Below are 23,440 nucleotides of genomic sequence, written 5' to 3' on the forward strand. Positions count from 1 at the left end.
CACATGGAAGGTCTCGCTCCCATCTATGCATGGATTCTTGGCAACAGCCCGATGTTCATCGCGGCGGTCATGGGCATCGGTCTGGCCGCCGTGCTGTGGCCGACCGCGCGCAAGTCGGCGCTGCTGATGCTGGTGGCCTGCGCGCTGCAGGTACTGATCACGTTGGCCAATGCGGGCATGTATGGCTGGTATCTGCCCCATGCGACGGCGCAGGGGACGATGGCCAGCGTCCGGGGCGTCCTGATGATCTGGTCGGTGCTTGGCAGCCTGCTGCACGCGATCGCGTTCGGCTTGCTGATCTGGGCCGCTTTTGATGGCCGCAAGCAGGTTGCGGCGGCCAGTCGCTGAGCCGCGCTACAATCGCCCGATGCACAAGCCACCGATCATCCATGCCACCCGGGACGTGCACGACAGCAGTTTTCTACGCGTCGAGCAGCTCGATCTCGAATTCTCCAACGGTGAACGCCGCACCTACGAACGCCTGAAGGGCAGCGGGCTTGGCGCCGTCATCATCGTGCCGATGATCGACGACGAGACCGTGCTGCTGATCCGCGAGTACGGTGCCGGCGTCGGCCGTTACGAACTGGGCCTGCCCAAAGGGCGCCTGGACCGCGACGAAACGGTGGAGCAGGGCGCCGATCGCGAGCTCAAGGAAGAGATCGGCTATGGCGCGCACAAGCTGAAGATCCTGCACAACCTGTCGCTGTCGCCGTCGTATATGACGCATATGGCGCACGTCGTGCTCGCGCAGGATCTCTATCCGGAACGCCTGGAAGGCGACGAGCCCGAAGAACTCGAAGTGGTACCGTGGAAGCTGGCCGACCTGCACACGCTGGTGGCTCGCGACGATGTCACCGAAGGCCGTTCCATTGCCGCACTCTTCATGGCTCGCGAATACCTCGCCGGCCGGTTTCAACCGACATGACCGACGTACCGTTCTCCATGTTGCTGCAGCAGATCGCAGCGATCGCCCGCGATGCGGCTGACGCGATCCTGGTCGTCTACGGCCAGGATTTCGAAGTCGAGCGCAAACAGGATCACTCGCCCGTGACCGCCGCCGATCTCGCTGCCCAGCGCGTGATCACTGCCGGCCTCGCCAGCCTGGATGGCGTGCTGCCGGTCATTTCCGAAGAGGCACGGGCGGCCCCATGGTCGCAACGGCGCGAATGGCCACGTTACTGGCTGGTCGACCCGCTGGATGGCACGCGCGAGTTCATCAAGCGCAATGGCGAGTTCACGGTGAACATCGCGCTGATCGAAAATCACCAGCCCGTACTCGGCGTGGTGCTGGCGCCGGTGACGGGCGAGCTCTACGCCGCTGCCCGCGGCGAAGGGGCGTGGCTGCAGCGCCAAGCCGGCGCCGACTGGCAGCGCATCGGCACGCGCGGCCTGCCCGAACTGGCAACGGTCGCCGGCAGCCGCTCGCACGGCGGCTCGGCCGTGGCCTTGCTGCAACAGCTTATCGGCGATGACTACACCTCGGTGCCGCTGGGTTCGTCGCTCAAGTTCTGCCTGGTGGCGCGTGGCGATGCGGACGTCTATCTGCGCCGTGGCGCCACCAGCGAATGGGATACCGCTGCGGCGCAAAGCGTGCTGGAAGAAGCCGGTGGTGCCGTGCTCGACCTCAACGGCGAGCCGCTGCGCTACAACCGCGGCGACTCGTTGATCAACCCCGAATTCATTGCCGTGGGCGACGTTGCCATCGATTGGAAGTCGCGCCTGCAGTCGGCTGATCTGGAAGCCTCATGAGCGAATCCAAGCAGCACAGCATGGACGACCTGCTCGCCATCATGGCGCGCCTGCGCGACCCGCAGAACGGGTGCCCCTGGGATGTGCAGCAGGATTTCGCCACGATCGCGCCGTACACCATCGAAGAAGCCTACGAAGTCGCCGACGCCATCGATCGCAAGGATTGGCCCGATCTGCGCGACGAACTCGGCGATCTGCTGCTGCAGGTGGTGTTCCATGCGCAGATGGCGCGGGAAGCGGGCCTGTTCGAATTTGCCGACGTGGCCCATGCGATCAGCGACAAGATGCTGCGTCGTCATCCGCACGTGTTCGGCGATGAGAGCTACGACAATCTCGACGCGCAGAAGCAGGGCTGGGAAGATATCAAGGCCGCCGAGCGCGCCGCCAAGGGCGAGCAGCATGACGACAGCGCGCTGGCCGGCGTGTCGCGCGGACTGCCCGAGTGGAAGCGTGCACTGAAATTGCAGGAGCGCGCCGCCAAGGTCGGTTTCGATTGGCCGGACGAGCAGCCCGTGCTGGACAAGCTGCTCGAAGAAGTGGACGAAGTGCGTGCCGAGTTCGCCAACGGCCGCGACCGTCAGCGCCTGCAGGATGAAATCGGCGACGTCCTGTTTGTGATGGTGAACCTGGCGCGCCACGCCGACGTGGATTTTTCGCAGGCACTGCGCCACGCCAATGCCAAGTTCGAACGTCGCTTCCGCGCCATGGAGCAGCTGGCGCACGAGGACGGCAAACGCCTGGCCGAGCACGATCTCCCCGCGCAGGAAGCGCTGTGGCAACGCGCCAAGCGTTTGGACGATACGCCCGCCTGAAGCGCGTCGATGCCGCAAAAAAAGGAGGCACGGGCTCTGGGGTTCCCGTGCCTCAGGGCATGGCGCTGCCTACCGGCAGTGCCGCTTTTCTTCTTATGCTTTAAGGCTTCGGCTGATTGCTGCGCTGTTCCCACTGGCTGCGCAGCTTGTCCATCTGCGCGCGCATCTTCGCTTCGTTGGCGAGGTTCTCATCGAGACTCTTGCGAAGCGTAGCGATCGCCTGATCGGTATTGGCCGGCGCCGCCTGCAGGCGGGCGAGCTGGTGATACACGTAGGTGCGCACGCGCGGGTCCTGCGACTTGGACAGCACGTCGTTGTAGAGCGCGGGCAGTTCCTTGCTGCGGCCGCTTTCGCGGTACAGGTGTTCCAGCGCGACGAGGTCGCCAATCACCGGCGCTTCCGGACCGGCCATGTCGGGCCGGCCGAACCCGGGGTGGCCAAAACCGCCAACTTCAGGACCGCCCATGGGGCCCGGCATGGCGTCATGCGCCATCGGCGCGGCCTTGCCGGCGGGGCCCTTGGCGGGCGGTGCCGAGGGGGCGTCCTGGGCCATGGCCAGCGAGGCCACAACGGCAACCGTCAGGGCGAGTGCGGAGGCGAGCAGTTTCTTGCGTTGCATGGCAGTGGGTCCCCACGTGGTTCGTGAAATCTCAAAAACGCTGATCGCCGGCACGCGTTGACGGCCAGGGCTATAAACCTTTTCCCGCGGGGCGCCATCCAAGCCTTGTCCCGTCAACAAGGAGCACCTCATGCGCCGTCTCATCCTCGCCGTCCTGCTGCTGGCACCGCTGGCTTCCTATGCCGACCAGTGCCAGTACTCGGCCCCGCGAAATCTCACGCTCGACCTTGCCGGCGTGCGCGAAGTTCAGGTGGAACTGCGCAGTCACGACCTGCACCTGAGCGGCAGCGATGGCGCCAAGGGCGGCACGGTCACCGGCCGCGCCTGCGCCTCCGATCCGAAGCTGCTGGACGATCTCACCGTGACGCAGCATCGCGAGGGCGATCGCCTGATCGTGGAAGTGGGCGGCCATGAGCACAGCCACATCTCCTTCGGCTACACATACACCGACCTGAAACTGGATATGCAGGTGCCGTCGCAGATCCCGGTGGTGCTCAACGTGGGTTCGGGCGATGCATGGGTCAGCGGACTGCAGCGCCTGAGCACCCAGGTCGGTTCCGGTGATGTACACGTCAGCAAGATTTCCGGTCCGTTTGCCTTGAGCGTCGGCTCGGGCGACATCGATGTGAACGATGTGGGCAGTCTTGATGTCGGTTCGGTCGGCTCCGGCGATCTGAAGATCAGCGGCGTGCGCGGCGATGCCCGCGTGGGCAGCATCGGCTCGGGCGACATCGGCATTCGCAGCGTGGGCGGCAGCGTGCGCGTCGATACGCTCGGCTCCGGCGACCTGGTGGTGCACGACGTGCAGGGCGACTTCACGCTCGGCGCCAAGGGTAGCGGCGACGTGAGCCACTCCGGCATCAAGGGCAAGGTGAGCGTGCCGCGCGACCGCGACGACTGATTCGTCAGATCTCGAACGACTCAGGCGCTGGCCGGGTCAACCCAGCCAGCGCATCACCAGATAGACGAGCGGTGCGCATACCAGCAGGAACGGTATCGACACCATGTGCAGCCGCCGCATACCGTGCGGCTGCTTCGCCAGGCGCAAGGCAATCAGATTGGCCAGCGACCCGATGGCCACGCCGAAGCCGCCGACGTTGACCGCCACGGCCAGCGCCATGGGATCGGGTGCGTGGCGCAACAGCAGCACGGTGGCCGGCACATTGCTGATGACCTGCGATGCAAGAATGCCGCTTGCATAGAGCGTGAGTGGATTTTCCAGATTGATGCTCGCCAGCGCGCGCTGCACCGACGCCAGTTCGGCGAAATGGCCCAGGCCCAGGAAGATCGCAGCGAAGGTCACCAGCAGCAGCCAATCGATGCGGCGCAGCGTGCCGAACTCCAGCAAGGCAAAAGGCACAATGAGCAGCAGTGCGCCGAGCACGGCATGGTTGTGTTCCATCATCGCGACCATGCTGACCAAGGCGAGCACCGACAGGATGGCCTGGGAGCTCGACACCGGATGGCCGTCGATATCCTCTGCGTGCAGAATCACGCGGCCGCGCGGCATCCACACCAGCGTCAACAACAGCACGAGTACAAACATCACGCCGAACGCCGGCAGCATCGCGCGCATGAACTCAAGCAAGGGCAGGTGGGTGTACTGCCAAAGCAAGAGGTTCTGCGGATTGCCGATGGGGCTGAGCGTGGAGCCTGCATTCACGGCGAGCGCTTCGAGCACCACCGTGCGCATCACCGGCAGGTTCGAGATGCTGCCGATCGCCAGAGTCAGCGGCACCAGCAAAAACAGGCTCACGTCGTTGGTAAGCACCATCGACAGCAAGGCCGTGGTGCTCACCAGCAACACCCCCAGGCCGCGCAGCGAGTGCACCCGCTCGATCAGAGCCGCCGCCGCGTGCTGCACCAGCCCGCTGTCGCGGATGCCCTGGATGCAGATCATCAGGCCCAGCAGGCCGGCCAGCGTGGGCAGTTGCAGCCAGCGCTGATAGTTGGCCAAGGGACGTGGATCGATGATGGCAAGCACGATCGCCAGCAGCGCAAAGGCGATCAGCAGGCGTTCGTGCCCGAGACGTTTGATCCAGCCTGGCACTCAGCTTTCCCTTAGCAAACGCATCGGCGAGGTGCGGCTGACGCGCGCCGTACCGGCCAGTCCCAGCAGCATCACCACGACGGCCGCCACCAGGGCGGCCAGCAGCAGCGAGCCCAGCGGTGGCACGAAGTGCTCGATGTGGAAGATCGCATGGCCAAGCCACAGCCCCGTGCCCGCGGCGCCGAATGCCGCGGTGAGTCCGGCCACCAGGCCGAGCAGGGCAAACTCGCACGCGGCCGCCATGCGCAGCTGCGTGCGGCGCGCGCCCAGGGTGCGCAGCAAGGCCGCTTCATGGCGGCGCTCCTGCGCGCTGGACGCAAGCGCGGCAGCGAGCACCAGCGCACCGGCGAGCAGGCTGAAGCCCAGCACCCAGCGGACTGCGCCGCTCACCTGATTCACTATCTCTCGCACGCGATCGAGCATCGCATCCACGTCGATCAGGCTGAGGTTGCTGTAATCGCGCGACAGCTGTGCCAGCGATTCCGCATGGCCACGCGGCAGGTAGAAGCTGGCGATCCAGGTATGCGGCAATGAAGCTGCATGCGCGGGATCGAACACCAGGAAGAAGTTCACCCGGAACGATGTCCAGTCCACCTTGCGAATGCTGCCCACGCGTGCGTCGATGCTGCCTTCGCCCACGTTGAAACGCATCATGTCGCCGACCTTCAGGCCATACATGTCGCGCCACATGGTGTCGATGGACACCTCGGCCTGGGCGGGATGATCGCCATGCCACTGGCCGGCAATCACTTCATTGCTTGGCGGCAGGTCGGCGGCCCATGACAGGCGAAGCTGGCGGTCGGACCAGTCCTTGGCGCGCTCGTCCTTGAAGTGCAACTGGTCGATCGGCTGGCCATTGACCGCGGTGAGCTTGCCCACCGCGAGCGGCAACATGTTGAGCCGCTCGCCGCCGATGCGCGCCAGCGCCTGTTGGAAGCCCTCGCGCTGATCGTCCTGGAGATTGAGCACGAACCAGTTGGGTGTGTCAGCCGGCAATTCGCGACGCCAGCCTTCGAGCAGTGCCGGCGCCACGATGGCCAGCAACAATAGCGCGACGAGACCCAGGCTCAGCGCCGTCGCCTGCAACAGGCTCATGCCGCGACGTCGGGCCAGTGCGGCCAGGCCCAGCCGCAAGGCAGGATGCGCACCGGGCGCCACGCGACGGGCAACCCACAGCAGCAAGGCCGAAAGCAGGGCAGCAACCACGGCCACGCCCAGCAGGCTGACCGCAAGAATGCCCGCGAGCTTGGCCGAGCCGCTCTGGCTCCAGATCAGCAGCAATGCCACCAAGGCCGGCACCAGATACAGCGCATCGAAACGCCGCACGCGGCGCGCCGCGCTTTCGCGGAACACGGCGACCGGCGGTACCTCGGCGAGTCGTGCCAGCGGGGGCAAGGCAAATCCGGCGAGTACGGCCAGGCCCATCACCGCCGCGGCCACCGCAGGTCCCAGGGGCAGCGTGGTCGGAATGGCGGAAAACAGCTGGCTGGCAAAACTCCAGGTGATCTGCGCCAGGCCGAGCGCGAGCAGGCCGCCCACGATCACCGAGGGCACGGCGAGCAGGCCCAGCGTTCCGACCAGCAGGCCGAGCACTTGCCGCCGCGGCGTGCCGAGTGCGCGCAGCAAGGCCACTTCGTTGGTCTTGCGGCGCGCATAGCGCTGTGCGGCGAGGGCGATCGCCACACCGGCCAGCAATGCGGACAGCAATGCCGTGAGGCGCAGGAAGGCGCTGGCGCGGTCGAACGCGCTGCGCATGCGCTCCTGCGTCTGCTCCGGTGTGATCAGCTCCGCGCCCTGCGGCAGGGATTGTGCCTGCACCCACGAGCGCCAGTCCTGCACCGGCGAGGGCTGCCCGGCAACCAGCAGGCGGTGACGCGCGCGGCTGCCCACGGCGAGCAGGCCGGCTTGTTCCGCATCACCGATGTTCATCAGGGCGCGCGGCGCCATGGCGACCAGTTCGCCGCCATCTGGCAGGCGCACTAATTCCGCGGCAATGCGCAGGTCGCGCCCGCCCAGCTGCACGCTGTCGCCCACCTTCAGGCCGAGCGCGACCAGGGCGCGATGATCGAGATAAACCGTGCCCGCCGCCGGCCCGTGACCGACCACGGTGCCGCCGGACCCTTGCGACAGTTCCATCGTGCCGCGCAGCGGATAAGCGCTGTCGGTGGCGAGTACGTCGAGCAGCTGGCTTTGCTCATGCGCGAAGGCGACGCTGGGGAAGCTGGCGCCACGGGTGGCCTGCAGGCCGCGCTCGCGCGCCTGCTCCGCATAGTTGGCCGGAAGCGCCTGCGGCGCGCTGATGCCGACGTCACCGCCGATCAGTTCCGCTGCGCTGGCCAGTACACCACGTTCCATGCGCGCGGCCAGCGTGGCGACCACGCCCAACGCAACCACGGCCAGCACCAGCGATGCGCCCAGCGTGCGCAGCTCGGGCAAATGCCATTCGCGCCGCAGGCTGCGCAGGGAGAGCGTGAGCAGCCTCATGCGTACTGACCCGTCATGGCGCCACCGCCGCTGGCGTGCGCGGCGCTACCAGCACGCGGCCACTGTCCAGGGTGACCTGGCGTGAGCAACGGGCGGCGAGTTTGGGATCGTGCGTGACCAGCACCAGGGTGGTCTGGTGATCGTGGTTGAGCGAGAACAACAGATCGCAGACGTGTTGCCCGGTGCGTTGATCGAGATTGCCAGTGGGTTCATCGGCAAACAACAGGCGCGGGCTGTTCACGAAGGCGCGTGCGATCGCCACGCGTTGCTGTTCGCCGCCCGAGAGCTGGGCCGGATAGTGACGGCGGCGGGCGCTCAACTCGACGGCCTCCAGCGCTTCGCGGGCGCGGGCTCGGGCGTCGTCGCGTCCTTCCAGCTCCAGCGGCAGCATCACGTTTTCTTCGGCGGTCAGCGCGGGCAACAGGTGGAACGACTGGAACACGAAGCCGACCAGCCGGCGGCGGATATCCGCGCGGGCTTCTTCATCCATGCGCTCGAGCGCATGACCGTCGAGCGCGATCTGGCCGCTCGATGCCGTATCCAGGCCGGCCAACAGGCCGAGCAGGGTGGTCTTGCCCGAGCCCGAGGCGCCGACGATGGCAAAGCTCTCGCCTTCGCGTACCTGCAGCGACACACCGGTGAGGATATCGAGGCGGCCCTCAGGGCCTTGCACCGACTTGCTAACATCGATCGCGTCCAGCAGGACACCCTTGGAGTCCGTTGATGGACTCTTGGATAAAGCGGAGGCATTACCACTCATGCGTCGTTTCCTATGTTGCCTGGTCGTGCTGTGGGGTGCCGTCGTCGGCACCGCCCAGGCGGCCCCGCCGAAAACCGTACTCGTGCTGGGCGACTCGCTGTCCGCTGCACACAACATTCCGGTCGAGGCCGGCTGGGTCCATTTGCTCGGCGACCGTCTCACCAAGATGGAGCCGGGTTGGACCGTGGTCAATGCCAGCATCAGTGGCGAAACGTCATTGAGTGGTCGAAATCGTCTTGCCGCTTTGCTGGAGAAGACCAAGCCCGCGGTGCTGGTGCTCGAACTGGGCGCCAATGACGGCCTGCGCGGCCTGCCGCTCGCCCAGCTCAAGGACAATCTCGCCGCCATGATCGAGGCCGGCCAGCAGGCGCATGCGCGCGTGCTCCTGCTGGGCATCGAGCTGCCGGTGAACTACGGCCCGCAATACCGCGACGGCCTGCGTGCCATCTACGCGGACCTGGCCAAGACCAAAAACACCGCCCTGGTGCCGTTCCTGCTCGATGGCGTGGCGCTCAAGCCCGAGTTGATGCAAGACGACGGCCTGCATCCGGTGGCGGCCGGCGAGCCGATGGTGCTCGACAACGTGTGGAAGGGACTGGCGCCACTGTTGCGTTAGCGTGAGGATAATCACAACCGCGTGTGAACCGGGGCCCTGTTCTTTCACGTGACCCTCACGACGCCGGTCGTTAGCTGTTCACCTTTGTGAAATCAGCTTCAGGAGGTACGGATGAGCTCGCGCGACGAACAAGCAGGACTAATCCTTCTGGTCGAAGACAACCGCCAGATCGCTGAAATGGTCGGCGAATTTCTCGAGCGGCGCGGCTATTCGGTGGACTATGCCGCCGATGGCGTCAGCGGTCTTCATCTGGCCGTCTCCAACAGCTATGACGTGGTCGTCCTCGACCTGATGTTGCCGGGCATGGACGGCCTGGACGTATGCCGCAAGCTGCGCCGCGATGCCAAGAAGTCCACGCCGGTGCTGATGCTGACCGCGCGCGACACGCTGGAAGACAAGCTCGTCGGTCTTGAGGCCGGCGCCGATGATTACCTGGTGAAGCCCTTCGAGGTACGCGAACTGGAAGCACGCCTGCGTGCACTCATTCGACGTGACCGTCGCCAGGTCTCCACCGAAATCCTCACCGTGGGCGACATGACGCTCGATACCGCCACGTTGCGACTCGTGCGCGGCGGGCAGGAGCTCACCGTGTCGCCGATTGGCCTGAAGCTATTGGCCATCCTGATGCGCGAATCGCCGCGCGTGGTCAGCCGGCGCGACATCGAGCGCGAGATCTGGGGCGATACGCTGCCCGATTCGGACACCCTGCGTTCCCATCTCTACAACCTGCGCCGCGTCATCGACAAACCCTTTGACCGCCCCCTGCTGCACACCATCCACTCCGCTGGATATCGCCTTGCCGATCTCGAGTCGGAGGTGGCATCTGCCTCGCAGCCGGCATGATCGCGCAAGCATGAGTTGATTATGGCCAGCAGGGGTAGTGCACAGCCCGCGCGGGCGTTCCGCCGCGGGCTGTATCATCGACGCATGGCGATCATATTTGGCTTGCAACTGCTGGCCATCGTGATCGTTTGCCTGATGGGCTTCTACAACGTCGCTCCGGTGAGCGCGGTGCTGGTGCTCATCGTGATCATCAGTGCGCTCTCCTGGTTTGCGGCACGACGCCAGTGGGCGCCGGTGAGTCGACTTGCCCAGGCCGTCAGTGACTGGGACGAACAATCCACCGGCCTCGATGGCTGGCGTCCGGACCAATTGCCACGACGCACCGACGCCGACGTGGCCACGCTGGCCAGCAGCCTCTATGGATTTGCCAATCGCATTGCCGGCTACAACCAGCGCGAGCGAAATTTCACGCGCGATGCGAGCCACGAACTGCGCAGCCCTCTCACGGTGATCAAGATGTCCGCCGACATGCTCGCCGACGATGCGTCGCTGGGCGAATTCGGCCAGCGCTCGGTACAGCGCATCAAGCGCTCCACGCGCGAAATGGAAGCCCTGGTGGAGGCGCTGCTGATTCTTGCCCGCGAGTCGGACAACGGATTGACCGAGGAAGATTTCGTCGTCAACGACGTGATCCGCCACGAGCTGCCCGACGTGATGGAGATGCTGGAGGGGCGTCCCATCAGCATCGAACTCGAGGAGCCGGCGCGTTTCGTGTTGCACGGTTCGCCGCGTGTGTTTGCGGTGTTGTGCTGGCAGCTCATCCGCAATGCCTGCCAGCAGGCAGAAGGCGGCACGGTCGTGATTGCCGTGTTGCCGGGTGTAGTGACGGTGTCGCATCGCGGCGAGCCCTTGCCCTCGCAGGGCGCGAACCGGCATGGTTTCGAACTGGCCATCGCGCAGCGCATCAGCGAGCGCTTCCATTGGCCGCTGGAATTGCAGACCCGCGAAGGGCGTCGTCACATCGCGCGCATCCGTTTTCCGGAATCGACGCCGGTGACGGCGTAACCCACGCGAGGTATCGCGGCCCGCCGGGGCTTGCCGGCAGGCCGCTTGGATGGCGCTTACTGCTTCAGCGACGCGCTCACCGTGAAGTCGCAACCCGTCTTCGCCTTCACGTCTTCCAGCGTGACGCCATCATGCAGCTCGATCAGCGTGATGCCCTTGCCCTTTTCCACCGAGAACACGCACAAGTCGGTGATGATCAGGTCCACGCATTCCTTGCCGGTGATGGGCAGGTCGCACTGGTTCTTGATCTTGGGCGTGCCGTCTTTGGCGGTGTGTTCCATCAGCACCACCACGCGCTTCACACCGCTGACGAGATCCATCGCGCCGCCCGGTCCCTTCACCATCTTGCCCGGCACCATCCAGTTGGCGATATCGCCGGTGCACGACACCTCCAGGCCGCCGAGGATGGACAGATCCACATGGCCGCCGCGGATCATCGCGAACGACTCGGCGCTGGAGAAGAAGCTCGAGCCGGGCAGGGCGGTGATGGTCTGCTTGCCGGCGTTGATCAGATCGGGATCGACATGGGCATCGTCCGGGAACGGGCCGATGCCGAGCAGGCCGTTTTCCGACTGCAACGTGACGTCCATGCCCGGCGGAATGTAATTGGCCACCAGGGTCGGGATGCCGATGCCCAGGTTCACGTAGAAGCCGTCCTGCAATTCCTTCGCGGCGCGCTGCGCCATCGCGGTGCGGATCGGGCTTTCCTTGCCGGTGTTGGCGCCGGCGATGGTGCGGAACTCGATGCGCTTCTCGTACGACGGACCCTGGATGACGCGGTCGACGTAGATGCCCGGCACGTGCACGTTGTTCGGATCGAGCGTGCCCACTTCGACCAGTTCTTCGACCTCGGCCACGCAGACCTTGCCGCAGGTGGCGATCATCGGATTGAAGTTGCGCGCGGTCTCGCGGAACACCAGGTTGCCCAGGCGATCGCCCTTCCACGCTTTGACGATCGACACGTCGGCGTGGATGGCTTCCTCCAGCACGTATTCCTTGCCGTCGAACACCTTGGTCTCTTTGCCTTCGGCCAGCTTGGTGCCGAACGCGGTGCGCGTGTAGAAGCCCGGGATGCCCGCGCCGCCTGCGCGCAGCTTCTCGGCCAGGGTGCCTTGCGGCACCAGGTGCAATTCCAGTTCGCCAGCCAGCACCTGGCGCTCGAATTCCTTGTTCTCGCCTACGTAAGAGGCATACACGCGCTTGACCTGGCGGGTCTTGAGCAGCGGACCCATGCCGAAATCATCCACGCCGGCATTGTTGCCGACGATGGTGAGTCCCTTGGTGCCGGCGGCCAGCAGTGCGCCGATCAGGTTCTCGGGAATGCCGCACAAGCCGAAGCCGCCGGCGGCGATCGTCATGTCGTCGAACAGCAGGCCGTCGAGGGCTTGCGCTGCGCTTGCATAAACCTTGTCCATTGCGATGCCTTCTTGCAGGGGAGAGCCAGTTGCCAAGGATACGACGGATTGGTGACCGACCATGCCGGACGAAGGTCGCTGGTCGCCACGAATGGCTCAACGGCGCCATCGACGGTGCTTTCTTCGGCGCCGGCGACATTCGCGTTCCCCCGTTGTCAAAGCCGCAACCATCCGGATGAGCATGGTGAGGTAGCTGGCTATACTCCATGCCAACGAGGTGGGGAGTGTCGTCCGTGAAGTTCAGCCGACTTATCGTCGCCGTCGCGGCGCTGGGCATCGTGTCCACGAGCCAGGCGGCCTCGCCGGTGTTGGTGATCCATGGCGGCGCCGGCGTCATCAAACGCGAGATGAGCCCGGCCAGGGAAAAGGCCATACGCGCGGCGCTGACACAGGCGCTGCAAAGCGGTTACACCCAACTGAAAGCGGGCAAGACGGCGGTCGATGCCGTATCGGCGGCCATCACCGTGCTGGAAGACGACCCCAATTTCAACGCAGGCAAGGGTTCGGTCTTCACCCACGACGGCAAGAATGAGATGGACGCCGCCATCATGAACGGCTTCACGCTTGAGGCCGGCTCCGTCGCAGGCGTGCATCGGGTGAAGAACCCCATCTTATTGGCACGCGCGGTGATGGAAAAATCCCAGCACGTGATGATGGTGGGCGATGGTGCCGAGGAATTCGCCAAGCAGGTCGGCATCACCTTGGTTGATCCGGCCTACTTCCGCACGGAAGAACGCTGGCAGCAGCTGCAGAAGGCGCTCAAGGAAGACGCCAACGACGAGAAGCATTCGGACGTGGAGACGGCCAAACACTTCGGCACGGTCGGTGCGGTGGCACTGGATGCGCAAGGCCATCTGGCCGCCGGTACCTCCACGGGCGGTATGACGGACAAGCGCTGGGGCCGCGTCGGCGACTCGCCGATCATCGGCGCCGGCACCTATGCCAACTCCGGCTGCGCAGTGTCCGGCACCGGCTGGGGCGAGTACTACATCCGCACCGTGGCCGCACACGAGATCTGCATGCGGGTGACGCAGATGCGCGTGCCGCTGCGTCGCGCGGCGGCCGAGGTGATCAATCAGGAAATTCCGTCGATGGGCGGCAATGGCGGCGCCATTGCGCTGGATGCGAAAGGCACGGTCACCATGCCGTTCAATACCGACGGCATGTACCGCGGCTGGATTGGCGCCGACGGCGTGCCGCACGTGGCGATCTATGGCGATGAGGATGATGGTGCGGCCGATCCGTTGCCTGCGCCTGTCGGTTCATCGTCGCAGCCGTAACGTTCGTCTTTTGCAATACAGGCGGCATGACGTCGCCGCCTGCATCTCTCACGTACTTACTCTTCGTTGTCAGGCCGCTCGCGCACCGGATGCTTGCTCAGCTTGCGCTGCAGCGTGCGGCGATGCATGCCCAGGCGGCGAGCCGTTTCGGAGATATTGCCGTCGCACTCGGTGAGCACGCGCTGGATGTGTTCCCACTCCAGGCGACGCAGGGCCAGTGGCGCTTCCGGTGCGTCGATCACGTCGTCTTCGCTGGCGGTGGTGTCACCGTCGAGCAGGGCGCGCACCACGGCGTCGGCGTCGACCGGCTTGGCCAGGTAGTCGTGTGCGCCGCGCTTGATCGCTTCCACGGCGGTGGCTATGGACGCGTAGCCGGTCAACAGCAGTACGCGGATTTCCGGCACCAGGGCCTGCAGTTCGGGAATCAGGCGCAGGCCGTTTTCTTCACCCAGTTTCAGGTCGAGCACGCAGTAGCGGGGCTGGTGGCGGCGGGTGAGCGCGCGGGCTTCGTCGGCGTTGCTGGCGGTGATCACTTCGAAGCCGCGTGAACTGAGCGCGCGCGCCAGGACGCGGGCAAATGTGGCGTCGTCATCGACAATCAGTAGTTGCTGGTCACTCATCTTGCTCTCCTCGGCGCAGTGCCGATGCGTGCATTTTCGCCGCTGCGACAAGGCATTCACATGTGGCCATCTGCCACTGTGGCTATCCGCCGCAGCCGATTATGGCGCGGCAATCACCGCCAGCGGCAGGCGCAGGCGCATCTGGGCGCCGTGCCCGGTATTGAGCGCGATCAGCTCGCCGGCCAGGCGTTCGGCAGTGGCTTCGGCCAAGGCGAGGCCGATGCCCAGTCCGCTCTGTTTGTGCGAGCGGCCCAGTTCGGACAATTCGCCGGTGGGATCGGCAAAGCCCGGGCCATGATCGGCCACGATCAGCTCCAGCCAGCCGTCATCGCGGCGCACGGTGAGGGCGACGGCCTGGGATTGGTTGATCGCTGATGCGTCCGCTGCGTTGTTCAGCAGGTTGAGCAGGGCGTGGCGCAGGCCAGGCGGCGTACGCAGCACGGTGCGCGCGGCCTCCTGATCCAGGGCCAGGGCCAGGTCGGCTTCCGGACGCAGCAGCTGGAAGCGTTCCAGGCAGCCATGGATGAACTTGTCGACGGTGAGTTGCTCGGGCTCCTGCGACAGCTGCGCCTTGCCGAAGGCCACCATCTCGCGAAGGATGGTGCGGCAGCGATCCACCTGGCCTTCCAGCAGTTCGAGATCCTCGGCGAGTGCTGTGTCGCCGGCATGCTCGCGTCGAAGTTCGGGCAGCAGGGTGCGCATGGTCGACAGCGGTGTGTTGAGTTCGTGCGCGGCGCCGGCTGCCTGGGTGGCGATGGCGAGGATGCCTTCATCGCGCAGCGCGCGTTCGCGGACCTTCTGCATTTCCATCTGCTGCAGGCGGGCGGCGCGGGCCAGCCGGTTGATGAAGAAGCCCAGCAGCACGGCCATGATCACGAAGTTCACGCCCATGCCGAGCACGTGCAGCGAGAACCCGCTGGTGGAGTGCATGGGTACCTGCAACGGCACATACCAGGACAGCAGCACCGCATAAGCCGCGCCTACCAGCGCCGCCACCACCAGCACCGCGTTGACGGTCAGCGCCGCCGCGCTCAGCGCGATCGGGATCAGCAGCAAGGTGATGAACGGATTGCTTGCACCGCCGGTGAAATGCAGCAGATAACCGAGCACCAGGGTATCCACGCCCACGTGCACGATGGTTTCCCACTGCCGGATGGGCCAGGGCTGGGTGAGGCGCCAGGCGGCGAACATGGCGAACACGGCCAGCAGCCCGATGCCCACCATCAGCGGCAGCAGCGGGATATCCATGTGCATCCACAGTGCACACACCAGCACGGCGGTGCTCTGGCCGGCGATGGCGCAGATGCGCAGCCAGGCGAGGCTGCGGAACAGGGTGCGGGGGCCGATGCGTTGCTGGGTGGAGGCGCGTTTCATGCCGGCGATGTTAGCCGGTTTGGGCCACCTGCCCGGCGCTAGGGCTGGACGCTGCGTCACTTTGCGCCGCGCCGGTCGCCCATGAAAACTCGCCCCGACGAGCGGGGCGAGAGGGTTCGATCAGACTTCTTCGCTGTGCACGGCCGGCAGCGGCGTATGCACTTCAGCGTGGCTGCGCGAAAGCTTGTTCATCAGCGGCAGCATGACCACGGCGATCACCGTGCAGGCGATGCCGACGAAGCCGAGCTTGTTGAACAGGCTGACGTAGATGTTCAGCGACTCGACCGGACTGCTGATGTTCTCCGGCATCGCGGCGATATTGGCCACCACGCTGCCCAGGTACTGCGAAATACCCACGGCCACGTAGTAGGCACCCATCATGAAGCCGCCCATGCGCGCCGGCACGTAGCGGGCAATCATGGCCAGGCCCAGGCCGCTCACCAGCAGCTCGCCCAGCGAGTAGAAGCCGTAGCCCCACACCATCGTCCACGACGACACCTGGCCGGCGACGGCGCTCATGGCACCGATGCCGTACATGAAGAAGCCGATCGCCACCGCGGCAAAGCCAAGCGCGAACTTGAACGCCACCGACGGATCCTTGCCCACGCGGCCCAGGCCGTTGTAGATCGCCACCAGCACCGGACTCAGCAGCACGATCCAGATCGCGTTGAGGTTCTGATACTGCTCGGGAATCCAGTTGAAGACATGGAAGCCGAACACGTCGAACGAGAGATTCACGTTCTTCTGCGCGAACAGATTCAGCGAGGTCGCCATCTGCGCGTAGAAGATGAAGAAGAAAATCGTCTGCACGGTGAGCACCAGGGCGGCAATCAAGCCCGCGCGCTCACCCTTGCCGGCGTTGCGGATCAGGTGCACGAAGATGCCCAGGATCACGATGCCCGCGAGGTACACGCAGATCTTGGCGGCGAGCAGGCTCTGCAGGATGAAAGCCGCCACCACCACCAGCACCAGCGACGCAGCGACCAGCGCAAACACGCGCTTGAGCTGCACCGGCTGTTCATCCGGGGGCGAGCCGATGTGGGCCAGCGTGCGATGCATCAGCGAGTAATTGATCAGGCCCAGCACCAGGCCCACGGCGCAGGCGCCGAACGCGGTATGCCAGCCCATGGCGTCGCCGTAGTGCGCGCCCACGTAGTCGCGGATCCAGGGCGTGGCCGTCATCGAAACCATCGAGCCGACGTTCACTGCCATGTAGTAGATGGTGAACGCGCTATCGATGCGGACGTCGTCGCCCTCGTAGATCTTGCGCACGAGGTTGCCGGCGTTGGGCTTGAAGAAGCCGTTGCCGACGATGATCACGCCCAGCGACACATAGGTGAGCGTTGGATCGTTGGAAGGAATCCACAGCATCGCGTAGCCCAGTGCCAGCACGACCGCGCCGGTGACCATGGTGCGACGGGTGCCAATGAGCTTGTCGCCGACCCAGCCGCCGATGGCGGGCGTGGCGTAGATCAAGGCAGCGGCCGCGCCCCATACGAGATTGGCCTTGGTATCGATGAAGCCGAGCTTCTTCATCATGTAGGTGACCATCAACACCTGCATGCCGTAGAAGCCGAAGCGCTCCCACATCTCGATCAGGAACACGGTGCTGAACGAGCGGGTCTGCGAGACCGGTGGATTCTGGATTGCCATTCAATTGTCCGTACTGCGTTTCTAACAACGGCCGCGCGGGGCGACCGGCTCGCGTAACCCCTGACGGGGTCACAAAGTGGGCAAGCGTAACCCAACATTCATTCAGTTGACGTTGCACTGCCGCATGCAGAAACCTGCGGTCTGCCCGCCCGTCAGGCGATATGGCAAAATCGAGGCCTTGTGCCCGTCGGGCACGGGCGCGGCCACGCCGCAATCTCACAGAGGACGACACCATGGCCGCTACCGGCTTCCGCGGGCCCCGGCAAATCTGGAACGCCTTCAAGTGGTCCATGAAAGGACTGCAGGCGGGCTGGCGCCACGAGGCCTCGTTCCGCATGGAGGTAGGCATCGCCGTGATCCTGGTGCCCTTGGGCCTTTGGCTGGGCAACGGCCCGCTGGAAAAGATCGCCCTGATCCTGCCGCCGGTGCTGGTGCTGTCGGCCGAGCTGCTCAATTCGGCCGTAGAGGCGGTGGTGGACAAGGTCAGCCCCGAATTCCACGAGCTGGCCGGCCGCGCCAAGGACATGGGTTCGGCGGCGGTGTTCCTGCTGCTGACCATGACGGCGTTGAGCTGGGGTCTCATCCTGTGGCCGCGCTGGGTCGGCTGATTTTTGCTGCCTGGGCCGGAATGACGGCGAGTGCGGTGGCCACCCCGGCGCGCTTCGGGACGGAATCTAAGACTCCGTAAGATTGCGCCGTCACATGCGGGATGCTGCAATGGGCCCTCCACCGGATTGGAGCACCCCCATGAAACTTCTTCGTGTCCTCGCCTTGCTGTTGGTCGCCGCCGGCCTCTCGGGCTGCGGATATAACGCCATCCAGCGCCAGGACGAGTCGGTGAAGGCGGCCTGGTCCGAAGTGCTCAACCAGTACCAGCGTCGCGCCGACCTGGTGCCCAACCTGGTCAATACGGTGAAGGGCTATGCCCAGCACGAAGAACGCGTGCTCACCGAGGTCACCAATGCGCGCGCCAAGGTGGGCAGCACGCAGCTGACCACCGACGATCTGAACAACCCCGAGAAGCTCAAGCAGTTCCAGGCGGCGCAGGGCGAGCTGTCCAGCGCGCTGTCGCGCCTGATGGTGGTCAGCGAGAACTATCCGAACCTCAAGGCGGACGGTTTGTTCCAAAACCTGCAGGCGCAGCTGGAAGGCACCGAGAACCGCATCACCGTGGCCCGCAACCGCTACGTGAAAGAAGTGCAGGATTACAACTCGATGATCCGCACCTTCCCCAACAATCTCACGGCGAAGATGTTCGGCTACCAGGTCAAGGCGAACTTCTCGGTCGAGAACGAGAAGGCTATTTCCACGGCGCCGACGGTCGATTTCGGCAGCCCGGCGCCCGCTGGCTCGGCGCATTGACGTGACCGGGCGCATCGCGCGCCTGCTGCTCGCGCTGGCGATGGCCTTGCTGCCGCCAGCGCTGCTGCATGCCGACGAAACCGTTCCCACGCTCACCCGGCATGTCACGGACCTCACCGGCACGCTCACGCCGCAACAGGTCGACCAGCTCGATGCACAGCTGGTGTCACTGGAAAAGACCAAGGGCGCGCAGCTGGTCGTGCTGATGGTGCCGACCACCCAGCCGCAGGACATCGCGGAGTATTCGCTGGCGGTGGCGGAGGCGAATAAGATCGGCCGCAAGGGCACGGACGACGGCTTGCTGTTGCTGGTGGCCAAGAACGATCGACGCGTTCGCATCGAAGTGGGTTATGGGTTGGAAGGCGCCGTGCCCGATGCGGCCACGGCGCGCATCATTCGCGAATACATCGCGCCAAAATTCCGCACCAATGATTATTTTGGCGGCATCCACGACGCCATGGGCGCGCTCACTCAGCTGGTCAATGGCGAGGCGCTGCCGCCGCCGGTGGAGAGTGGCAATCGCGAGCGCCGTCGTGGCATCGATTTTGGCCACGTCTTGTTGATCGGCGCGTTCGCGGCGTTCTTCCTGCGCAGCGTCTTGGGTCGCACCACCGTCTGGTTGCGCACGCCCATAGGTGCTGCGATCACCGGCGGGCTGGTGTGGTTGCTGGCTGCATCGCTGGGCGCCGGTATTTTTGGCGCGCTTATCGGTGGCGTGCTGATGCTGCTGCCAGGGGGAGGAGGGCGCTCCATCGGTGGCGGCGGATGGGGCGGCTTTGGCGGCTTCGGCGGCGGCGGTTTTGGTGGTGGCGGAGGTTTTGGCGGCGGCAGCGGAGGCGGCGGCTTCAGCGGAGGCGGCGGCAGTTTCGGCGGTGGTGGTTCATCGGGGAGCTGGTGACATGTCGCGCACACAACGTCTGCTGATGAATCTGTTCGACGGCTGGTTCCAGCTGCGCCAGCGCTTTCCCAAGAGCCTGCTCGACGAGATGGCTGGTGCGATCGCGCAGGGTGAGCGCGATCATCACGGCGAGGTGTGCTTTGCCATCGAATCGCGGCTGGCGCCCGGCGCGGTATTTGCCGGCATGACCGCAGAACACCGCGCACGGCAGGTGTTTGCGCAACTGCACGTATGGGATACCCAGCACAACAGCGGCGTGCTGATTTACATCCTCATGGCGGAGCACCGCGTGGTGATTCTTGCCGACCGCGGCGTGGCTGCCGTGGTCGCACCATCCGAATGGGATGCGATTCGCGATCACATGCTGGCGCGCTTCGCCCGCGGCGAGTGGCGGCCGGGTTGCCTGGACGGCATTGCCGAGGCGCATGCGTTGCTCGTGCGGCATTTTCCGGGCAATGACAAAGATGCGCCGGACGAATTGCCGGATAGGCCGGTATTGCTCTGATTGTTTGGAAGGCGGGTCGCGCACAAGTGCGCTCCTACACGGGCGTAGCGACCTTGTAGGAGCGCACTTGTGCGCGACCGCAGCGCTCCGTCGCTACCTCTGTCCGTTACTCAGGCCAAAAAAAAGCGGGCCCGAAGGCCCGCCTTTTCGAAGTGCCGCACTCTTTCGAGCTTAGAACTTCTGGTTGTACGACACGTACCAGTAACGGTCGATGTCGAACGCCGGGTTGTACGGCGCGCTGCCGGTACCGGAGGTGGTCACCGAGTAGTAGAACGGACCCTTCTTGTTGAAGATGTTGTTCACACCCACAGAGAACGTACCCTTCCACGGCGCGGTGTAGCGGAACTGTGCGTCGTTGAACGCAACCGAACCCTTCTGGCTCATGCCATAGGTGCCCCACCACGGATTGGTGTAATCCGGCGAGGAGCACTCGACAGTTGCGGTGTAGCAGCTGTCCTTGAGGCCTGCGTAGTAACGAACGGTCCAGCTGGCGCCGAACTGCTTGTAGTCCCAATCGACCTGCAGGTTCGAACGCAGACGGTACATGCCGTCTTCGCCCGTGCCGCCGGCGGTGCCGCCCGACATGAAGCCGACCAGATCCTGCGGCGTCGCGCCCGGACCGCTGACCACTTCGTACTTGGTCAGGTAGGTGCTGTCCGAAGCGATGCGGAAGCGGCCGAACGAGGTTTCCGGCAGACGGTAGTGGATACCGACGTCGTAGCCTTCGGTCTTCAGCGTGCCCAGGTTGGCCAGGCCTTCGTTAAGCGAGGAGATCGAGCCTGCTGCGAGGTTCGAGGTCGCCGTCGGCGTGCGCTGGAAGTTGTTGCAGAAGTTCTGGTCGCCGTTGATGTAGCAATAGTCGACGATGTTCTGTGCAAGCACCGACGAGATGATGTTCTTCACGTAGATGTTGTAGTAGTCGACCGTGAAGTCCAGGCCTTCCACGTAGTGCGGGCTGTAGACCATGCCCAGCGTACGGGTGATCGAGGTTTCCGGCTTCAGGTTCGGGTTCGAACCGGAGAGGAACGCCACCGGCGTCTGGCCACCGGCAGTGCTGGCGACCTGCGCACCGGTCTGGTCGACCTGGCGATAGTTCGCCGGCACGCCAGCGGCGGCGCAGCGAGCCTTGACCTGCGAGTTGGTCGCGGCAGCGCCGTAGGCCGAGTCACACGGATCCAGGAAGGTTTCGAAGCTCTGGCCGATGCCGCCATCCAGATCGCTGATGGTCGGTGCACGGAAGCCCTGGGCCCAGGTACCGCGAACCAGCAGGTCCGCGAACGGACGGTAGCGGAAGCTGTACTTGTTGTTGGTGGTGCTGCCGAAGTTGCTGTAGTGCGAGTAGCGGCTGGCGATATTGATGCCCAGCTCCTGCGCACCCGGCAGGTCACGCAGCAGCGGCACGTCAAGCTCGGCGTACGCTTCGTTGGTGTTGTACGCGCCGTTGGTCGGTGCGCTGGCCAGGTTGGTGGTCAGGCCGGCGGCATCGCCTGCGTCGGGACGGAAGACGCCCTTTTCGCCGCGATGCTCCACGCCCACGGCCAGGTTGACCGTGCCGGCCGGCAGGTCGAACAGACCGCCGGACACGTTGGCGGACCAGTCGGAGGTGTAGCTGGCCTGGCGATCGGTGCTGTTGTAGTTCAGGTAGTTCCACACCGACTGCGGGGTACCGCCCGGACCGGCGAGGATGTTCCAGGGCACGCAACCGGCGGCGCGATCAGCGGCGCTGGCGCAGGCGACCTGGCCGTTGATGGTGGTCGTCGGGCCCAGCGCGGCGCGGGCATTGGGCAGATAGATGTTGCCGCTGCCCTGGATGCGGATCTTGTTGGCGTCGTAGGTGAAACCAGCGTCCCACGACCAATCGTGGTTCAGGAACTGGAAGTAACCTTCGGCGCCCAGGTCGATGTGCGCAAGATTGGACTGGACGTTGGTGACGCGGGGCATTTCCACCGTGCGGCGGAAGAACTCGACGTCCTGGCCCGGGAACGGGTTGTAGGCGTTCTGGCCGCTGATCAGGATCGGCTCATCAGCCGCGCCCGACTGGAACGGGTAACCGGCGAGCTGGCTCGAGGTATCGCGCGAGCTGTAGCTGGCGGCCGCGCGCAGCGTGATGTTGTCGGTGAGCTTGTAGCGGTCCTGCAGGTACAGGTTCTTCAGCTTGGTGCCCGCGCGGAACGTCATGTCCTGCTGCGTGTTGTACTTGTCGGCCGTGCTGTTGGGGTCGTACAGGTGGTAGCCGGTCGGCGCGCCTGCCGTCGTCGTCTGCGAACCGTGGTTGTAGACGTACTGGTCGCCCGTGGTCGGATCGACCACGCGGCCGTACGGGCCCAGGCCCAGGCCAGCCGTCGGGTGACGCGGACCCTGTGCGTACGAGGTCTCGGGACGCTCGCTGTTCCACATCGGATCGGTGTTCTGGTACGAGGCACCGACGATGATCGAGTTCTTCTCGGTCGAGTGACCCCAGGTGAAGTCGTAGTTCTGCGTCTCGCCGTCGCCCTTGCCGTTCTGGCCGTAGTAGACCGTGGCTTCGGCGCCGTCGAACTTCTCCTTGGTGATGATGTTGACCACGCCGCCGATGGCGTCGGAGCCGTAGATGGAGGAGGCGCCATCCTTGAGGATGTCGATGCGCTCGATCATCGAGACGGGGATGGTCGACAGGTCGGTCAGGCCCGAGAGGCTGGTGCTCCAGCGACGGCCATTGACCAGCACCAGGGTGCGCTGCGAACCCAGGTTGCGAATGTTGACGTAGCGACCGCCGACGTCAGCGCCCGAGGACAGCGTGTCCTGCGGGGTGATGTCCGGAGTACCGGCCGACGGCATGCGGGCCAGGATGTCGTTGACGTTGGTCAGGCCGGTGGCCTGGATCGCCGCGCGGTCCATGGTGAACACAGGCTGCGAGGTTTCCACGTCAACGCTGCGAATGCGCGAGCCGGTGACGGTGACGGTCTCGAGGCTCTTGGCCGAGGACTGTTCAGCCGGGGCAGGAGCGGCATCCTGTGCGGCCACCGACCACGTCTGCAGCACGAGCGCTGCGGCGATGGCAGTAGCCAGCAGGGTCTTTTGCTTCATTGTTGGAACTCCGAACAAAAAATAGCCATCAGCCAGCTCGCGAGGGCTGGACATCTGGGTATGGGGATGGCGCGAACAACCCTGGGGAAGGGGTGCGCACCGTGGCATCGCCAGGCTTGGGGGACAGGCGATGTAATCCCGAAGTTAAAACAAAGTGACGGGTAGGTGCAACCCTGATGCAACAGTCAGCTGCTAGTTGGTTCCCGGGTGGGTGCCTAAGAAATTTCTGTGCAAGCGCTGATCTAGTCGCCTGTCGGGAGTATCAGCATCGCGTCGGCGCACCAAAGGCATGGACCCGATGCCCTCCAGCAGCGCTGCCCGCTACACTC

Annotated in this window: 22 protein-coding genes; 13 read left to right on the top strand and 9 right to left on the bottom strand. The window is 64.9% G+C overall.

Features of this window, described 5'->3' with window-relative positions:
• Positions 1-3: 3 nt before the first annotated feature.
• The 4 genes from AC1DE1_RS08380 to mazG are packed head-to-tail and all read left to right on the top strand — an operon-like array spanning position 4 to position 2,561.
• Positions 4-348: a hypothetical protein gene (locus tag AC1DE1_RS08380; protein ID WP_477175356.1), complete on the top strand. Its 345-nt coding sequence runs from the start codon at positions 4-6 to the stop codon at positions 346-348.
• Positions 349-367: 19 nt separating this feature from the next.
• Positions 368-925 (top strand): ADP compounds hydrolase NudE, encoded by a 558-nt coding sequence (gene nudE, locus AC1DE1_RS08385; protein ID WP_121878143.1) that lies wholly within the window; start codon positions 368-370, stop codon positions 923-925.
• Positions 922-1,749, top strand: a complete 828-nt coding sequence (gene cysQ, locus AC1DE1_RS08390; RefSeq protein WP_477175357.1) for a 3'(2'),5'-bisphosphate nucleotidase CysQ — start codon at positions 922-924, stop codon at positions 1,747-1,749. The genes nudE and cysQ overlap by 4 nt, the downstream gene beginning before the upstream one ends.
• The gene (gene mazG / locus AC1DE1_RS08395; RefSeq protein WP_441602526.1) at positions 1,746-2,561 is read left to right on the top strand and encodes a nucleoside triphosphate pyrophosphohydrolase; all 816 of its coding nucleotides are present in this window, start codon (positions 1,746-1,748) and stop codon (positions 2,559-2,561) included. The genes cysQ and mazG overlap by 4 nt, the downstream gene beginning before the upstream one ends.
• A gap of 100 nt (positions 2,562-2,661) precedes the next feature.
• On the opposite strand, the gene AC1DE1_RS08400 is transcribed toward mazG, so the two are convergent.
• On the bottom strand, positions 2,662-3,180 hold the full coding sequence (locus AC1DE1_RS08400; protein WP_477175358.1) for a hypothetical protein: 519 nt from the start codon (positions 3,178-3,180) through the stop codon (positions 2,662-2,664).
• Between the two features lie 130 nt (positions 3,181-3,310).
• On the opposite strand from AC1DE1_RS08400, the gene AC1DE1_RS08405 reads away from it, so the two are divergent.
• Complete coding sequence (locus AC1DE1_RS08405) at positions 3,311-4,081, top strand: DUF4097 family beta strand repeat-containing protein (RefSeq protein ID WP_477175359.1); 771 nt, start codon at positions 3,311-3,313, stop codon at positions 4,079-4,081.
• A gap of 36 nt (positions 4,082-4,117) precedes the next feature.
• Here AC1DE1_RS08405 and AC1DE1_RS08410 read toward each other — a convergent pair whose 3' ends face one another.
• The 3 genes from AC1DE1_RS08410 to AC1DE1_RS08420 are packed head-to-tail and all read right to left on the bottom strand — an operon-like array spanning position 4,118 to position 8,474.
• Positions 4,118-5,230, bottom strand: coding sequence for an SLC13 family permease (locus AC1DE1_RS08410; protein ID WP_441602529.1), 1,113 nt, complete (start codon positions 5,228-5,230; stop codon positions 4,118-4,120).
• Positions 5,231-7,714, bottom strand: coding sequence for an ABC transporter permease (locus AC1DE1_RS08415; protein WP_477175360.1), 2,484 nt, complete (start codon positions 7,712-7,714; stop codon positions 5,231-5,233).
• 13 nt (positions 7,715-7,727) lie between these two features.
• Complete coding sequence (locus AC1DE1_RS08420; RefSeq protein ID WP_477175361.1) at positions 7,728-8,474, bottom strand: ABC transporter ATP-binding protein; 747 nt, start codon at positions 8,472-8,474, stop codon at positions 7,728-7,730.
• Between AC1DE1_RS08420 and AC1DE1_RS08425 the strand changes: the two genes are divergently transcribed.
• The 3 genes from AC1DE1_RS08425 (at position 8,473) to AC1DE1_RS08435 (ending at position 10,938) form a co-directional block, all read left to right on the top strand.
• Positions 8,473-9,090: an arylesterase gene (locus AC1DE1_RS08425; protein ID WP_477175362.1), complete on the top strand. Its 618-nt coding sequence runs from the start codon at positions 8,473-8,475 to the stop codon at positions 9,088-9,090. The two genes, AC1DE1_RS08420 and AC1DE1_RS08425, sit on opposite strands and share 2 nt — an antisense overlap.
• Positions 9,091-9,201: 111 nt before the next feature.
• Entirely contained in the window at positions 9,202-9,933 is a 732-nt protein-coding gene (locus AC1DE1_RS08430; RefSeq protein ID WP_046970365.1) for a response regulator transcription factor, read from the top strand.
• An 84-nt stretch (positions 9,934-10,017) separates the two neighbouring features.
• The gene (locus AC1DE1_RS08435; RefSeq protein ID WP_477175363.1) at positions 10,018-10,938 is read left to right on the top strand and encodes a sensor histidine kinase; all 921 of its coding nucleotides are present in this window, start codon (positions 10,018-10,020) and stop codon (positions 10,936-10,938) included.
• A 56-nt stretch (positions 10,939-10,994) separates the two neighbouring features.
• Here the strand turns inward: AC1DE1_RS08435 and AC1DE1_RS08440 are convergent, their stop codons facing one another.
• Entirely contained in the window at positions 10,995-12,353 is a 1,359-nt protein-coding gene (locus AC1DE1_RS08440) for a 3-oxoacid CoA-transferase (protein WP_441602534.1), read from the bottom strand.
• A 233-nt stretch (positions 12,354-12,586) separates the two neighbouring features.
• Here AC1DE1_RS08440 and AC1DE1_RS08445 point away from each other — a divergent pair, with 233 nt between their 5' ends.
• Complete coding sequence (locus tag AC1DE1_RS08445; RefSeq protein WP_441602535.1) at positions 12,587-13,633, top strand: isoaspartyl peptidase/L-asparaginase family protein; 1,047 nt, start codon at positions 12,587-12,589, stop codon at positions 13,631-13,633.
• Positions 13,634-13,689: 56 nt separating this feature from the next.
• Here the strand turns inward: AC1DE1_RS08445 and AC1DE1_RS08450 are convergent, their stop codons facing one another.
• The 3 genes from AC1DE1_RS08450 to AC1DE1_RS08460 all read right to left on the bottom strand — a co-directional run bounded on the left by AC1DE1_RS08450 (position 13,690) and on the right by AC1DE1_RS08460 (position 17,280).
• The gene (locus AC1DE1_RS08450; RefSeq protein ID WP_046970362.1) at positions 13,690-14,253 is read right to left on the bottom strand and encodes a response regulator transcription factor; all 564 of its coding nucleotides are present in this window, start codon (positions 14,251-14,253) and stop codon (positions 13,690-13,692) included.
• 99 nt (positions 14,254-14,352) lie between these two features.
• Positions 14,353-15,627: an ATP-binding protein gene (locus AC1DE1_RS08455; protein WP_477175364.1), complete on the bottom strand. Its 1,275-nt coding sequence runs from the start codon at positions 15,625-15,627 to the stop codon at positions 14,353-14,355.
• Between the two features lie 120 nt (positions 15,628-15,747).
• Entirely contained in the window at positions 15,748-17,280 is a 1,533-nt protein-coding gene (locus AC1DE1_RS08460) for a peptide MFS transporter (protein WP_477175365.1), read from the bottom strand.
• 233 nt (positions 17,281-17,513) lie between these two features.
• Between AC1DE1_RS08460 and AC1DE1_RS08465 the strand changes: the two genes are divergently transcribed.
• The 4 genes from AC1DE1_RS08465 (at position 17,514) to AC1DE1_RS08480 (ending at position 20,045) form a co-directional block, all read left to right on the top strand.
• Positions 17,514-17,888: a diacylglycerol kinase gene (locus AC1DE1_RS08465; RefSeq protein WP_046970359.1), complete on the top strand. Its 375-nt coding sequence runs from the start codon at positions 17,514-17,516 to the stop codon at positions 17,886-17,888.
• Positions 17,889-18,027: 139 nt separating this feature from the next.
• Positions 18,028-18,642 carry a LemA family protein gene (locus tag AC1DE1_RS08470; protein WP_441602538.1) on the top strand — a complete coding sequence of 205 codons (615 nt, stop codon included), beginning with the start codon at positions 18,028-18,030 and terminating at the stop codon, positions 18,640-18,642.
• Positions 18,643-18,682: 40 nt separating this feature from the next.
• Complete coding sequence (locus AC1DE1_RS08475; protein WP_477175480.1) at positions 18,683-19,540, top strand: TPM domain-containing protein; 858 nt, start codon at positions 18,683-18,685, stop codon at positions 19,538-19,540.
• Position 19,541: 1 nt separating this feature from the next.
• Positions 19,542-20,045, top strand: coding sequence for a TPM domain-containing protein (locus AC1DE1_RS08480; RefSeq protein ID WP_477175366.1), 504 nt, complete (start codon positions 19,542-19,544; stop codon positions 20,043-20,045).
• A gap of 171 nt (positions 20,046-20,216) precedes the next feature.
• Here AC1DE1_RS08480 and AC1DE1_RS08485 read toward each other — a convergent pair whose 3' ends face one another.
• Entirely contained in the window at positions 20,217-23,111 is a 2,895-nt protein-coding gene (locus AC1DE1_RS08485; RefSeq protein ID WP_477175367.1) for a TonB-dependent receptor plug domain-containing protein, read from the bottom strand.
• Positions 23,112-23,440: the final 329 nt, after the last annotated feature.

Source organism: Dyella sp. 05T440, assembly GCF_056395965.1.